Below are 13,539 nucleotides of genomic sequence, written 5' to 3' on the forward strand. Positions count from 1 at the left end.
AGCGCTCTTATTCGCTGGTCACGCCCTGGAACGGCCGCACCTCGCGGCCCGGCATGAAGGCGCCGAGACGCTTGATCTCCCATTCGAGCTTGATGCCGGAGTTCTCGAACACTTCGCGGCGGACTTGCTCGCCGAGATACTCGAGATCGTAGCCGGTCGCCTGCCCCATGTTGATCATGAAGTTGCAGTGAAGCGACGACATCTGCGCACCGCCGATGACAAGACCGCGGCAACCAGCTTCATCGATCAGCTTCCAGGCCGAATGGCCTTCCGGGTTCTTGAAGGTCGAGCCGCCGGTCTTCTCGCGGATCGGCTGGACCGTCTCGCGGTGATTCCGCACAGCGTCCATCTCGATACGGATTTTCGCGCGATCCTCCGGGTAGCCTTCGAACAGCACGGACGTAAATATCAGGTCGGGCGAGGCAGCGGAATGGCGGTAGGAATACCCCATCTCCTTGTTCGACAGCACGATCTTCTTGCCTTTGCGGTCGATGGCATTGACCTCGACGACACGTTCGCGGGTCTCGCTGCCGTTGGCGCCTGCGTTCATGCGTGCCGCTCCGCCGATGCTGCCGGGGATGCCATAATAGAAATGCAAACCGCCGATGCCGTTGTCCATCGCCATTGCGGCTACGTGCTTGTCCGGGCAGATAGCGCCCGCGAGAATGCGATTGTCACCCGCAAGCTCCAGCCCACCGAAGCCCTTGGCGGAGAGACGCAGCACGACACCGGGAATGCCGCCATCGCGCACGAGAATGTTCGAACCAACGCCGACGACGGTCAGCGGCACCCCTTCCGGAAGGATCTTCAGGAAGGCGATCAGGTCCGCCTCGTCATGCGGCTGGAACATCAGCTCGGCAAGGCCGCCAGCGTGGAACCACGTGACGCGGTCCATCGGGGCATCCGGCGTGATGCGGCCGCGGATGTCTTTCACACCTGCGCCTAGAGACTTGAGAAGCTTTTCCCCATTCACCTGTTTCATGCGGATTTTCCCGAAAGGCCTTCCAGTTGCCCGGGCAGCGCGGCTGCCCAGTAAGTAATACTCCCTGCCCCTAACAGAACCACAAAATCGCCTGGCTTTGCAATCTCAGCGATCATTTCCGGTAGAAGCTCCGGCGTGGCAAGTAAACGCGCGTTTCGATGGCCGCCCGCCTTGATGCGTGAAACCAGCGCTTCGGAATTCGCGCCTTCGATCGGGTCTTCGCCCGCGGCATAGACCGGAGCGAGGAGGATGTTGTCCGCGTCATTGAAGCAGCCGGCAAACTCCTCGAACAGACTCGATAGGCGGGTGTAGCGATGCGGCTGGTGAACGGCAATGACGCGGCCCTTGCAGGCCTCCCGCGCCGCCTTCAGGACGGCCTTGATCTCGACGGGGTGATGTCCGTAGTCGTCGAAGATCTGAACGCCATTCCACTCGCCGGTGAGGGTGAAGCGCCGCTTGACACCACCGAAGGAGGCAAGTCCTTTCGCGATGTCTGCGTTCGAAATGCCGAGACGGTGGGCAACCGCGATAGCGGCCGTTGCATTTGAAATGTTGTGCCGGCCGGGCATCGGCATCACGAGATCATCGAGCCGGATCACCTGCCCCGTGCGGCGGCGGCGGATTTCGACATCGAAGATCGACCGCGCGCCGTCGATACGCACATTCATGAAGCGGACATCGGCCTGCGGATTTTCGCCGTAGGTGACAACCTTGCGATCCTCGATGCGGCTGACAAGAGCCTGCACTTCAGGATGGTCAAGGCACATGACGCCGAAGCCGTAAAACGGAACGTTTTCGACAAACTGCCGGAACGCGGCGCGGACGGCGTCGAAATTGCCATAGTGATCGAGATGTTCGGGATCGATGTTGGTGACGACCGCAACATCGGCTGGAAGCTTTAGGAAGGTGCCGTCGGACTCATCGGCCTCAACGACCATCCACTCGCCCTCGCCCATGCGGGCGTTCGTACCATAGGCGTTGATGATGCCGCCATTGATGACAGTCGGATCAAGCCCGCCCGCCTCAAGCAGCGCCGCGACCAACGATGTTGTCGTCGTCTTGCCGTGCGTGCCGCCGATGGCGATCGCATTGCGGAAGCGCATCAGCTCGGCAAGCATCTCCGCGCGGCGCACGACCGGCAACAGCTTTTCGCGCGCGGCGATGAGCTCCGGGTTTTCGTTCTTGATGGCGGTCGAGACGACCACGACCTCGGCGTCGCCCAGGTTTTCGGCCTTGTGGCCGACGGAGACTTTGATGCCCTTGTCGCGCAGGCGCTGCACGTTGGCGCCGTCGGACTGGTCAGATCCCTGAACCCTGTGGCCGAGATTGTGCAGCACCTCGGCGATGCCGCTCATGCCGATGCCACCGATACCGATGAAATGGACGAGACCTATGGCCTTCGGCAGTTTCATGTGTGCGCCCCCTTGAAGTCTGCAATCGTACGTACGGCGGCAATAGCCTCAACCATGCCGGCAAGCAAGTTCGCAGCGTCCGGTTTCCCAGCCTGCTTTGCCACCGCTGCCATGCGGGCAAGCTTCTCCGGGTCGTTCATCGCTTGGGTCAGGATCGACGCGATCTTCTCCGAGGACAGCTCGGACTGCGCGATGACCTTGGCACCGCCTGTCGCGGCAAGAGCAGCGGCATTTGCTGCCTGATCGTGATCAAGCGCATGCGGATAAGGCACCAGCACGGCAGGGCGGCCGATCACGGAAATTTCCGAAACAGTCGAGGCACCCGAACGGCAAATCACCAGATGCGCATTCGCAAGACGCTCCGCCATGTCAGTGAAGAACGGCGCAATATCCGCACCCATGCGGAGCTGTGCGACACAGCCGCTGACCATCTCCATGTCTTCGGGACGCACCTGCTGGGTGATGCGCAACCGCGCACGCAGTTCGTCGTCGAGCAGGCTGATGGCCGTCGGCATTGCCTTCGAGAAATATTGGGCACCCTGGCTGCCGCCGAAGACGACGAGGTTGAAGGGCTCACCGGCATGGGAAGGCTTGTATGGCACCTTCGCAGCTTCGATAATCACCGGACGGACAGGGTTGCCGGTCGTTACGGTCTTCTCGGGGTAAGCGCCGCCGTTCTCCGGCAGAAAGCCGCCCGCAATGGCCTGCACACGCTGCGCCAGTGCCTTGTTGGCCCGGCCCATCACCGCATTCTGCTCGTGGATCATCGACGGTACGCCGAGACGTGTGGCCGCAAGCAGCGGCGGCACGGTCGGATATCCGCCGAAGCCGACGACGACCGAGGGCTTGACGCGCTGGATCAACCTCTTCGCCGCCCGCATTCCAGTCCAGAGCGTCCAGAGCGAGCGGGCGACGGCAACCGGGTTCTTCGAACCGATCGTCGCCGACGGCACGACATGGATTTCGTCTGCGGGGAACTTACCGGCAAAGCGCTCGGCCCGGCTGTCGGTTACGAGGTGAACGGAATAACCGCGCGCCTTCAGCTCGTAGGCCAAAGCCTCCGCGGGAAAGACGTGGCCGCCGGTTCCTCCGGCGGCAAGCAGGACAATGCCTTTATTCATGGGATTCGCCTTTCAACGGCATATACCCCCTCATCCGCCTGCCGGCCCCTTCTCTCCGAGGGGAGAAGGGCAAATGCCGGGCCGCAGGCGTCCCCTCTCCCCGTCGGGGAGAGGGCTAGGGTGAGGGGGTTAACGCCGCACATAGCCATTATCTTACTCCGCCGGCATTCCGTGCGGCACGCGGAAGAGGCTCCGCTCCTGGGCACGTTTTTCCGGGCGATGGCGCGTCAGCGCGAGAATGAAACCGGCGGTGACACAGATCGCGACCATGGACGAGCCGCCATAGGAAATCAGCGGCAGCGTCATGCCCTTTGCCGGAAGCAGTTCGAGATTGACGCCGATATTGATGATCGACTGGATGCCCATCTGCAGCACGAGGCCAGCAACGGCAAACCGGTTGAAATCGTTCTTCTCCTTATATGCGTGCGACAACCCTCTCAAAACAAGGACCGTGAACAGCAAAACGAGTGCGATACAGAAAACGATGCCGAACTCCTCGGCAGCGACAGAGAAGATGAAGTCGGTATGGGCGTCCGGGATGATGCGCTTGACGATGCCTTCGCCCGGGCCCTGGCCAAACCAGTCGCCACGGATGATGGCCTCACGGGCGGTGTCGATCTGAAACGTATCGCCCTCGCCGGTCATGAACTTGTCTATTCGTCCCGCCACGTGCGGGAAGACATAATAGGCCGTGACCAGACCGCCCACGCCGCCGACGCCGAGCAGAATGATCCATATCCAGGGCATGCCGGCCATGAAGAACATGCCGCCCCAGACAGCGGTCGTCAGGATCGTCTGGCCAAGGTCGGGCTGAGCGACCAGAAGCGAAGCAACCATGCCGAAGAGGATGATCGCAAAGAGATTGCCGGGGATTTCGGGCTGGCGCGCATGCTCGGCGAAAAGCCAGGCACAGACGACGACGAAGGCCGGCTTCATGAATTCCGACGGCTGGATCGAGAGGCCGGCGAGCGTTACCCAGCGGCGGGAACCCTTGACCTCGACCCCGAAGAAAAGCGCCAGAAGCATCATCGCCAGCGAGACGACGAGCAGCACGATCGCTGTCCGCCGCACCTGGCGCGGCGTCAGGAAGGAAAGCCCGATCATGACGGCTATCGACGGGATCATGAAGGCCGCGTGGCGCTTTACGAAATGGAAGGGCTCAAGCCCGATACGCTCGGCAACCGCCGGCGAGGCCGCGAAGGAGAGCATGAAGCCGATGCCCATGAGGAAGATGAACATCGCAAGGAAAAAGCGGTCGATGGTCCAAAACCAATCGGCCAAAGGCCCACGTTCCGCGCGGCTTACCATGTCATTTATCTCCTGTTGCCGAACCGATCAGCATGGTCACTCCATCGAGCGCTGCCACATGGCTGACAAATGCATCGCCCCTGACTTCGAAGTTCTTGTACTGGTCGAAGCTTGCGCAAGCCGGGGATAACATCACCGCGACAGGGCCAGTCTCATCTTTTTCCGCGTCGGCAGCCGCATGCGCGACAGCCCGCTCCAGCGTCCCGGAAATCTCGTATGGCACGGCTTCACCCAACGTCGCAGCAAACTCCGCCGCCGCCTCGCCGATCAGGTAGGCCTTGGCGACGCGCGGGAAGAACGGCGCCAGCGTCGTGATGCCGCCCGTCTTCGGCAGGCCGCCGGCGATCCAATAGATGCGATCGTAGCTCGACAGCGCCGGCGCCGCAGCGTCGGCATTCGTCGCCTTCGAATCATTGACAAAGACGACATTGCCGCGCCTGCCCACCGGCTGCATGCGATGCTTGAGGCCGGGGAAGGAGGCAAGCCCGGCGCGAATCTCCTCGGGCGATACCCCGACGGCGAGGCAGGCCGCAACCGCAGCAGCGGCATTCTGCGCATTGTGGCTGCCGCGAAGCGTCTGGATACCGGTAAGATCGGCGATCGGCAGAGCGGTACCGGAAGACGCCTGCATGATCTTGGCGCCTTCGGCATAGATACCGTCAGCCAGCGCGTGCCGGCGCGAAATGCGGACCACCTTCGTCCCTGCCCGCTCGATACGGTCAGCGATCATTTCGCAATAGCTGTCGTCGACGCCAACGACGGCCGTCCTGCTGCCCGCGACCAGCCGTTCCTTGACGTCGGCATAATGCTGCATCGTGCCGTGGCGATCGAGATGGTCAGGCGTGAGGTTAAGCAGAATGCCAGCAGACGGGTTTAGCGTCGGCGCAAGGTCGATCTGATAGGATGAGCACTCGACGACATAATAGCGCGCGGGCTTCGGCGGATCGAGCGTCAGCACCGCGGTGCCGATGTTGCCGCCAAGCTGCGTATCCCGGCCGGTGGATTTCAGGATATGCGCGATCAGTGCGGTGGTGGTCGACTTGCCGTTCGTGCCGGTAATCGCAATGAACGGGGAATCCGGCGCGTGCGCCCGGCGTTCGCGGACGAAGAGTTCCACGTCGCCGACGATATCAACACCGGCGGCCCGCGCGAGATCGACCGTCCAGTGCGGCTTCGGATGCGTCAGCGGTACGCCCGGGGAGAGCACAAATAGCGACTGCGAAGACCAGTCGATGTTGTGGAGATCGCCCGTCCGGATGCCCTCCGCGCTCGCGGCCGCAACGCTATCGGGATTGTCATCCCATGCGGTCACGTCGGCGCCGCCTGCAACCAGCGCCCGGGCCGTGGCGAGCCCCGAGCCGCCGAGCCCGAAGAGCGCAACCTTTTTTCCAGCGAGCGTGGTGACCGGAATCATGGTCCGCTCACCGCAGCTTGAGGGTGGAAAGGCCAAGCAGCGCAAGGCCGACGGCGACGATCCAGAAACGAATGACCACCTGGCTTTCAGTCCAGCCCTTCTTTTCGAAGTGGTGATGGATCGGCGCCATCAGGAAGACCCGGCGTCCGGTCATCTTGAAGAACCCGACCTGGATGATGACGGAGAGCGTTTCCGCGACGAAGAGACCGCCGATGATCGCCATGACGATCTCGTGTTTGGTGGCGACAGCAACGGTTCCGATCGTGCCACCGAGCGCGAGAGAACCAGTATCGCCCATGAAGATTGCGGCGGGCGGCGCGTTAAACCAGAGGAAGCCGAGGCCCGCACCGATGACGGCGCCCAGGACGACGGCAAGCTCGCCGGTGCCGGGCACGAAATTGATCTGCAGATAGTTCGCAAAGACCGCGTTACCGGCAAGATAGGCGATGACGCCGAAGGAGGCGGCAGCAATCATCACCGGAACGATCGCCAGCCCGTCCAGGCCATCCGTCAAGTTGACTGCGTTGCCCGCCGAGACGATGACGAAACCGCCGAAGACCACGAACATGATGCCGAGATCGACCATGAAATCTTTGAAGAAGGGAAAGGCGACCGAGGAGCCGAAGGTCGAGCCTGCCGTACCGGAGGCAAGCGCCGTGCGCATCATGAAATAGACCGCGATGCCTGCGATGATGAATTCGATGCCGAGGCGCGCCTTGCCCGAAAAGCCCTTGTCGCTCTGCTTGGTGACCTTGAGATAATCGTCATAGAAGCCGATCGCGCCGAAGCCGAGGGTGACGAGCAGCGTCGCGACGACGTAGACATTCGAAAGGTCGGCCCATAGCAGCGAGGCGCCGACGATGCCGGCAAGGATCATCAGCCCGCCCATCGTCGGAGTGCCGGCCTTCTTGAAATGCGTCTGAGGCCCGTCCGCGCGGATCGGCTGGCCCTTGCCCTGCCGAATGCGGAGCGACTTGATGATCGCCGGCCCGAAGAGAAAGACGATGAGAGCGGAAGTGAAGAGGGAGGCACCCGTGCGGAAGGTAATGTATCTGAACAAGTTCAGAAATTTCAGATGGTCCGACAGTTCGACTAGCCAAATCAGCATTCAGGGCCCCTTGTTTACCCGGTCAAAGTTCGCGTTGCGTGTCGGCAAATGGCGTAAACTTGTCAAGGAGCGCGGCGACAATCTTGCCAAACCCAATCCCCAGTGACGACTTCACCATCAACACGTCGCCTGGCGCGACCGAGTTCAATGCATATTTTGCGAGTTCTTCCGCCGTCTCCCGGTATTCGACGTGCACGCTATCCGGAAGAGCATCCTTCAGCGCCGTCATCTCCTTGCCTGCGAGCCAGGCATGTTCGATGCCGGCCGCAAGCAGCGGCTCGGAAAGCTCCGAATGGAGTTCTTGCGCATAGTCGCCCATCTCCAGCATGTCGCCGAGCACCGCGATGCGCCGCCCGTGGCCAGCCGGATCAGCCGCCGCAAGCAGCGCGATTGCAGCGCGCATGGAAGCGGGATTGGCATTGTAGCTTTCGTCGATCAGCTTAAAGCTGCCATTCCCGATCGAAAGCTTGTGGCGGCGGCCCCTGCCTTTTTCAGGCTGCAGAGTGGCCAGCGCCGCGATTGCCTTGTCCAGATCGGCGTTGACGAGGGTGACGACGCCGAGGGCGGCCAGTGCGTTTTCAGCAATGTGCCGTCCGGGCGCGCCGATCGCCACTTCGAGCGTCTCGCCGTCGATCGTCAGCCAGAGCGCTGAGCTTTCATCCGAACCGTTGAATTCGGCAAGACGGAACTCCGCCTTGGCATGCTGGCCGAAGGAATGGATGTTCTGGACACCGAGCGATTGCGCCCTCTGCTCCAGGAAATCGTACTGCTCATTGTCCCGGTTGAGCACAACATGCCCGCCGGGCGCAAGGCCTTCGAGTATCTCGGCCTTTGCCGCGGCGATTTCCGTGATGCTGTTGAAATTGCCGAGATGTGCCGGAGCGATTGTCGTGATGACGGCAACATGCGGCCGGATCATCTGCACGAGCGGACGGATCTCGCCCGGATGGTTCATGCCGACTTCGAAGACGCCGTAATGCGTGTCGAGCGGCATGCGCGCGAGCGTCAGCGGCACGCCCCAATGATTGTTGAAGGACGCGACCGAGGCATGCACCTTACCCGACGGCGAAAGCACGTGGCGGAGCATCTCCTTGGTCGTCGTCTTGCCGACCGAGCCCGTGACGGCGATGATCTGCGCCCGCGAACGCCGCCGCGATGCGACGGCCAACCGCCCGAGGGCGGCAAGGACGTCATCGACGACGATCATCGGAACCGTCAGCCGGCCGAGCCCCGAAAGACGGGCTTCGCTGACGACGAGGAGCGTTGCGCCGTTCGCCATGGCCATCGAGGCGTAGTCGTGGCCGTCGACCCGGTCGCCTTTGATGGCAAAGAAGGCTTCGCCTGGGCTTATCGTGCGGCTGTCGATCGAAATGCCGGTAATGCCTTCAGGAAGCGTGCCGAACGGGCGGCCCGCCATGGCGTTGATCATGTCTTCCGTCGTCCAAAGCCAGCTCACGATTTCAGCTCCTCCAAAGCCTCACGCACCTCGGCATGATCGGAGAAGGGCAGCGTCACACTCCCGATGGTCTGTCCCTCTTCATGCCCCTTGCCCGCGACGATCAAGGTATCGCCGGATTTCAGCATTTCGACGGCCTGATAGATCGCTTTCGAACGATCAGGGATTTCAGTGGCACATGGCGCCGCCGCCATAATCTCGGCGCGGATCGCCGAAGGCTCCTCCGAACGAGGATTGTCATCGGTGACGATCACAACATCCGCAAGGCGGCAGGCGATCTCGCCCATGATCGGGCGCTTGCCCCGGTCCCGATCGCCGCCGCAGCCGAAGACGACGATCACACGGCCCGTGGTGAACGGGCGGACAGATTCCAGAACATTGGCGAGCGCATCCGGCTTGTGCGCGTAATCGACATAGGCAAGCGCGCCATCCTTCGTATGGCCGACGAGTTCGAGACGGCCGGAGGCGCCCTGCAGCTTCTCCAGCGCCGCCATGGCCGTCTTGGCCGGAACGCCGGTGGACATGGCGAGCGCAGCCGCAACCAGTGCGTTGGCGATCTGGAAATCGCCGGCCAATGGAATATCGACCTCGAAAATCTCGTCCCCGGCATGCACCTCGGCGATCTGCTTGTGGCGGAAGTGCTCGACCCGCTTGAGCGTCAGATAATCACCCTTGCGGCCGACGGTGCGGACATCATGGCCCGCTTCTCTGGCCGCCTTGATCGCCTGCTCGGACCAGGCATCATCAGCGAAGATGATGGCGGGCGAGCCCTTCGGCAGCAGCGTATCGAACAGCCGCATCTTGGCAGCCATGTAGCTTTCCACCGTGGGGTGATAGTCCATGTGATCGCGGCCGAGATTGGTGAAGGCGGCAGCCGAAAGCCGCACGCCGTCGAGGCGGCATTGATCGAGCCCATGACTCGATGCCTCCATCGAAGCGTGCGTGACGCCCTCGTCAGCGAGATCGGCGAGCAGTTTGTGGAGCGAAACCGGATCGGGCGTGGTCAGCGAGCCATATTGGTTGCGGGTCGGAGAAACGACGCCGGTCGTACCGATCATGGCTGCCGGGTGTCCGGCATAGGTCCAGATCTGGCGCGTGAAGGACGCCACCGAGGTCTTGCCCGCCGTGCCGGTTACGGCAACCATCGTCTCCGGCTGCCTGCGATAGAAATTCGCCGCGGCGACTGAAAGAAAGCGGCGCGGTTCCTTGACCGGAAGGACCGGAATGGAAGCCTCGACGGATTGCGAGGAAACGATCAGCGCCGCACCGTGTTTGGCGGCATCGGCGATAAAGCTGGCGCCGTCGGCCTTCGAACCGGCGACGGCAACGAATGCCATTCCAGCCTCGATCTTGCGGCTATCGGCTGAAAGGCCGGAGATCTCCAACCCGCCCAGCGGCCCTTCGAGTTGTTCCTTGATTTCCGGAAACGCACTTCCGGCGATGTCCCGCAGTTTCATTGAATGTCTTTTCTCTTCTCACGCCGACCACCCCACGCGAATCGGCGCTAATATTCATTCACACTCAATAAGACACCAGCAAGGCCGACCCGTCTTCGCCGAATTGCGGTTCGACCCCAAGGATCGGCGCGGCGCGCCTGATGATGTTCTTGACCATCGGTGCAGCCGTATAAGCGGCGATGTTCTGGCCCTTTTCGCCGTTATGCGGCTCGTCGCAGAAGGTCAGCACAACATATTGTGGATTATCGATCGGGAACGCTGCGAGGAATGCGTTGAAGTTCAGGTTACTCGCATAGCGACCGTTGACGACCTTGTCGGCCGTGCCCGTCTTGCCGCCGACATTGAAGCCCGGAACGTCGGCATTGCGCCCGGAGCCCTTGAGGCCGTTCAATTTGAAAAGGTAGCGAATGTTGTCGCTGGTGCTCTTCTTGACGATGACCTCTGCGGCCTCATCTGCCTGCTCTCGCGTCCGCGGCAGGAAAGTCGGCTCGATGAGCTTGCCTCCGTTGACGAGTGCGGCGCCGGCGACCGCTGTCTGCAACGGTGTCGTGGACACGCCGTGACCGAAGGAAATCGTGATCGAGTTGATCTTCTTCCAGACCTTCGGCTGGCTCGGCATCTTCACTTCCGGCAGCTCGGTCTTCATCTTCGTCAGCAGACCGAAGCGTGTCAGGTATTCCTTCTGCAAATCCATGCCGACGAGATCGATCATCTTCGCCGTACCGATATTGGACGAATATTCGAAGATTTCCGGCACGGTCAGCCATCGGCCCTGACCATGGAAATCATGGATGGTGAAGCCGCCGATGCGGATCGGCCGGGTGGCGTCGAAGCTGGAGTTGAGGGTAACCTTGCCGCTGTCGAGCGCCATGGCCGTGCTGAACGTCTTGAAGGTCGAGCCCATTTCGAACGTTCCGTTCGACATGCGGTTCAGCCAGCCTTCCTTGGCGCCCCCTTCCGGATTGTTCGGGTCGAAGTCGGGCGCCGAAGCCAACGCCAGGACCTCGCCCGTGTGAACGTCGAGAACGACGGCGCCGGCCCCCTTCGCTTCATAATTGATCACCGCGCTGGACACGACATCGCGCACGATGTTCTGGACACGCAGGTCGATCGAGAGTTTGACCGGCTCAAGCGGCTGATCGCTGGTCATGCCCACCGATGCCAGATCGGCGAGCCCCTGGTCGTCGATGTACTTCTCCATGCCGCTGACGCCGCGGTTGTCGATGTTCACGTAACCGAGGATGTGCGAGGCCGTCGGGCCACCCGGATAGAAGCGGCGCTTTTCCGGACGAAAACCGATGCCGGGAATGCCAAGCGCCAGAATCTGGCTCTGCTGCTTCGGCGTCAGTTGCCGGCGAAGCCATGCGAAATGCGAGCTCTTGACGGACAGTTTCTTGTAAGTGCCCTTCGCGTCGAGATCCGGCAAAACGGTCGAGAGCTTCTCGATCGCCTCATCCACATCGACGATCTTGTTCGGTTCGGCGAAGAGCGAAACCGTGCGGATGTCGGTTGCCAGCACCTCGCCGTTGCGGTCGAGAATATCCGGACGCGATGCCATCAGACGATCGGGCGGCAGGATGCTGGAGACAACCTCCGGATCCTTCAGCGCATATTCTACCAAGCGCCCGCCGATGATGCCGTAAATTGCGGTGAACCCCAGGATGAGGAGACCGACGCGGCTTTTTGCCTGACTGGCTCGCTTCTTGCGCGATCCCTCGAGCGGCAAGCTCGCCGATGGGCCGCCGAAACGGTTATAGACGCCGGAGGAAAAGTGCGCCTGGCTCTTCAGCACCATAATGCGAGAGAGGAACGACATGGCTACTCCACCGATCCGGTTGACATGAGGTCCTCTTCTTCTGGACGCGCGGCAGGAGCCGGCGGCGCCTTGGCGGCAACGGCCATTCCCGCGCCTGCGCCCGGCTTCGCGCGGTTCTTGGCCTCGGTAGTTGCCGGAACCGGAACCTGCGACTTCAGCATCGGCAACTCACGCAGATGAACAAGCGCCGTCGAGTCCGTCGGCTGCAGCTTGAGTTCGTCGTTGTATGCGTTCACCAGCCGCTCCAGCCGGTTAGGCTGCGACTGCAGCGCCCAGTCTGCCTTGAGCAGATCAATGGTGTCCTTTTCGAGCTTGATCTCGGCCTCGAGGCGATGAACCTCTTCGAGCTTCAGCTCTGCGCGGTGCTTGATCGTGTAGGTGACCGCAGCTGCCGCCGTCATGATGCCGATCAGTACGACGTCGAACGTTCTCAGCATTTCAACCCCCAAGCTTTCCGAGGCTGGCAAGATTGGGCAACCCGAAGATCGACATATCCGCGGCTTCAGCCGTCGCATGCGTACGAATGCCGGCCCGCAGCTTGGCCGAACGCGCCCGCGGATTTGCCTCGGCTTCCGCCTTGCCTGCAGCAATCATTGATTTCCCGAGCGGTTCGAAAGTCGCGGCGCGCTCATGCGCCACCGGCAGATGACGAGAGCCCGAAGCCTTGCCGGCGCGATCGGAGAAGAATTTCTTGACGATACGGTCTTCGAGCGAATGGAAGGTAACGACGACGAGGCGACCGCCCGGTTTCAAGACGCGTTCGGCAGCAAAGAGCGCCTGCCCCAATTCCCCAAGCTCGTCATTGACGAAGATGCGGAGCGCTTGGAAAACGCGAGTCGCCGGATGAATCTTGTCCTTCATCTTGCGCGGCGTCACCAGCTCGATGAGCCCTGCAAGATCGCGCGTCGTCTCGAACGGCTTTTCCGCCCGGCGTTTCTCGATGGCGTGGGCGATGCGGGGCGCCTGATCCTCTTCGCCCAGAAAATGAAAGATGCGGATGAGCTCCGCCACCTTGGCGCGATTGACGACGTCGGCGGCAGAGACACCGGAACCCGACATGCGCATATCGAGTGGGCCGTCCTTCTGGAAGGAGAAGCCGCGCTCGGCTTCATCGAGCTGCATCGACGAAACGCCGATATCGAGCACGACACCGTCGAGCCCGTCAGTCGGCGCGTGATCAGCAAGATTGGAGAACTGCGATTGAATGAGTTCGAGGTGACCGGCGTGGGCGGCGACCATTTCCTGACCGGCGGCAATTGCCGTCGGGTCGCGATCCAGCGCAATCACGTCCGCCCCAGCCGCAAGAATGGCTGACGTATAGCCGCCTGCACCGAAGGTCCCGTCGAGAATGACTTTTCCGGAAGCGGGCTGAAGCGCCGAAAGCACCTCGGCAAGAAGAACCGGAATGTGGCGAACCGGTCCGCCACCGGCATCAGTTGAACCTCCGCCAGGATTCGCCGCCATT

At 61.8% G+C, this 13,539-nt stretch carries 11 protein-coding genes; all 11 read right to left on the reverse strand.

The window, feature by feature from the left end; translation table 11 throughout:
- Nucleotides 1–7 precede the first annotated feature (7 nt).
- Entirely contained in the window at nucleotides 8–982 is a 975-nt protein-coding gene (gene murB, locus ACPYOJ_RS02140; protein WP_481414776.1) for a UDP-N-acetylmuramate dehydrogenase, read from the reverse strand.
- The gene (gene murC / locus ACPYOJ_RS02145; protein WP_481414777.1) at nucleotides 979–2,394 is read right to left on the reverse strand and encodes a UDP-N-acetylmuramate--L-alanine ligase; all 1,416 of its coding nucleotides are present in this window, start codon (nucleotides 2,392–2,394) and stop codon (nucleotides 979–981) included. Before murC ends, murB begins: the two co-directional genes overlap by 4 nt.
- Nucleotides 2,391–3,515 carry an undecaprenyldiphospho-muramoylpentapeptide beta-N-acetylglucosaminyltransferase gene (gene murG / locus ACPYOJ_RS02150; RefSeq protein WP_481414778.1) on the reverse strand — a complete coding sequence of 375 codons (1,125 nt, stop codon included), beginning with the start codon at nucleotides 3,513–3,515 and terminating at the stop codon, nucleotides 2,391–2,393. Before murG ends, murC begins: the two co-directional genes overlap by 4 nt.
- Nucleotides 3,516–3,668: 153 nt before the next feature.
- Nucleotides 3,669–4,823: a putative lipid II flippase FtsW gene (ftsW, locus tag ACPYOJ_RS02155; RefSeq protein WP_168830683.1), complete on the reverse strand. Its 1,155-nt coding sequence runs from the start codon at nucleotides 4,821–4,823 to the stop codon at nucleotides 3,669–3,671.
- Nucleotide 4,824: 1 nt separating this feature from the next.
- On the reverse strand, nucleotides 4,825–6,237 hold the full coding sequence (gene murD / locus ACPYOJ_RS02160) for a UDP-N-acetylmuramoyl-L-alanine--D-glutamate ligase (RefSeq protein WP_481414779.1): 1,413 nt from the start codon (nucleotides 6,235–6,237) through the stop codon (nucleotides 4,825–4,827).
- Between the two features lie 7 nt (nucleotides 6,238–6,244).
- The gene (gene mraY, locus ACPYOJ_RS02165) at nucleotides 6,245–7,345 is read right to left on the reverse strand and encodes a phospho-N-acetylmuramoyl-pentapeptide-transferase (protein WP_481414780.1); all 1,101 of its coding nucleotides are present in this window, start codon (nucleotides 7,343–7,345) and stop codon (nucleotides 6,245–6,247) included.
- 22 nt (nucleotides 7,346–7,367) lie between these two features.
- The gene (locus tag ACPYOJ_RS02170; RefSeq protein WP_481414781.1) at nucleotides 7,368–8,801 is read right to left on the reverse strand and encodes a UDP-N-acetylmuramoylalanyl-D-glutamyl-2,6-diaminopimelate--D-alanyl-D-alanine ligase; all 1,434 of its coding nucleotides are present in this window, start codon (nucleotides 8,799–8,801) and stop codon (nucleotides 7,368–7,370) included.
- Nucleotides 8,798–10,258: a UDP-N-acetylmuramoyl-L-alanyl-D-glutamate--2,6-diaminopimelate ligase gene (locus ACPYOJ_RS02175; protein WP_481414782.1), complete on the reverse strand. Its 1,461-nt coding sequence runs from the start codon at nucleotides 10,256–10,258 to the stop codon at nucleotides 8,798–8,800. The genes ACPYOJ_RS02170 and ACPYOJ_RS02175 overlap by 4 nt, the downstream gene beginning before the upstream one ends.
- 64 nt (nucleotides 10,259–10,322) lie before the next feature.
- Nucleotides 10,323–12,074 (reverse strand): peptidoglycan D,D-transpeptidase FtsI family protein, encoded by a 1,752-nt coding sequence (locus ACPYOJ_RS02180; protein ID WP_481414783.1) that lies wholly within the window; start codon nucleotides 12,072–12,074, stop codon nucleotides 10,323–10,325.
- A 2-nt stretch (nucleotides 12,075–12,076) separates the two neighbouring features.
- Nucleotides 12,077–12,511, reverse strand: a complete 435-nt coding sequence (gene ftsL, locus ACPYOJ_RS02185; protein WP_481414784.1) for a cell division protein FtsL — start codon at nucleotides 12,509–12,511, stop codon at nucleotides 12,077–12,079.
- Nucleotide 12,512: 1 nt separating this feature from the next.
- Nucleotides 12,513–13,538, reverse strand: coding sequence for a 16S rRNA (cytosine(1402)-N(4))-methyltransferase RsmH (gene rsmH, locus ACPYOJ_RS02190; protein ID WP_481414785.1), 1,026 nt, complete (start codon nucleotides 13,536–13,538; stop codon nucleotides 12,513–12,515).
- Nucleotide 13,539: the final 1 nt, after the last annotated feature.

This window comes from Rhizobium sp. SVR5-9E (assembly GCF_056755095.1).

Excerpts from the sequence above, each read along its gene's own strand:
- mraY (WP_481414780.1), bottom strand. The coding sequence starts at position 7,345 with ATGCTGATTTGGCTAGTCGAACTGTCGGACCATCTGAAATTTCTGAAC.
- murC (WP_481414777.1), bottom strand. The coding sequence starts at position 2,394 with ATGAAACTGCCGAAGGCCATAGGTCTCGTCCATTTCATCGGTATCGGT.
- murG (WP_481414778.1), bottom strand. The coding sequence starts at position 3,515 with ATGAATAAAGGCATTGTCCTGCTTGCCGCCGGAGGAACCGGCGGCCAC.
- ACPYOJ_RS02175 (WP_481414782.1), bottom strand. The coding sequence starts at position 10,258 with ATGAAACTGCGGGACATCGCCGGAAGTGCGTTTCCGGAAATCAAGGAA.
- murB (WP_481414776.1), bottom strand. The coding sequence starts at position 982 with ATGAAACAGGTGAATGGGGAAAAGCTTCTCAAGTCTCTAGGCGCAGGT.
- ftsW (WP_168830683.1), bottom strand. The coding sequence starts at position 4,823 with ATGGTAAGCCGCGCGGAACGTGGGCCTTTGGCCGATTGGTTTTGGACC.
- ftsL (WP_481414784.1), bottom strand. The coding sequence starts at position 12,511 with ATGCTGAGAACGTTCGACGTCGTACTGATCGGCATCATGACGGCGGCA.
- rsmH (WP_481414785.1), bottom strand. The coding sequence starts at position 13,538 with ATGGCGGCGAATCCTGGCGGAGGTTCAACTGATGCCGGTGGCGGACCG.
- murD (WP_481414779.1), bottom strand. The coding sequence starts at position 6,237 with ATGATTCCGGTCACCACGCTCGCTGGAAAAAAGGTTGCGCTCTTCGGG.
- ACPYOJ_RS02180 (WP_481414783.1), bottom strand. The coding sequence starts at position 12,074 with ATGTCGTTCCTCTCTCGCATTATGGTGCTGAAGAGCCAGGCGCACTTT.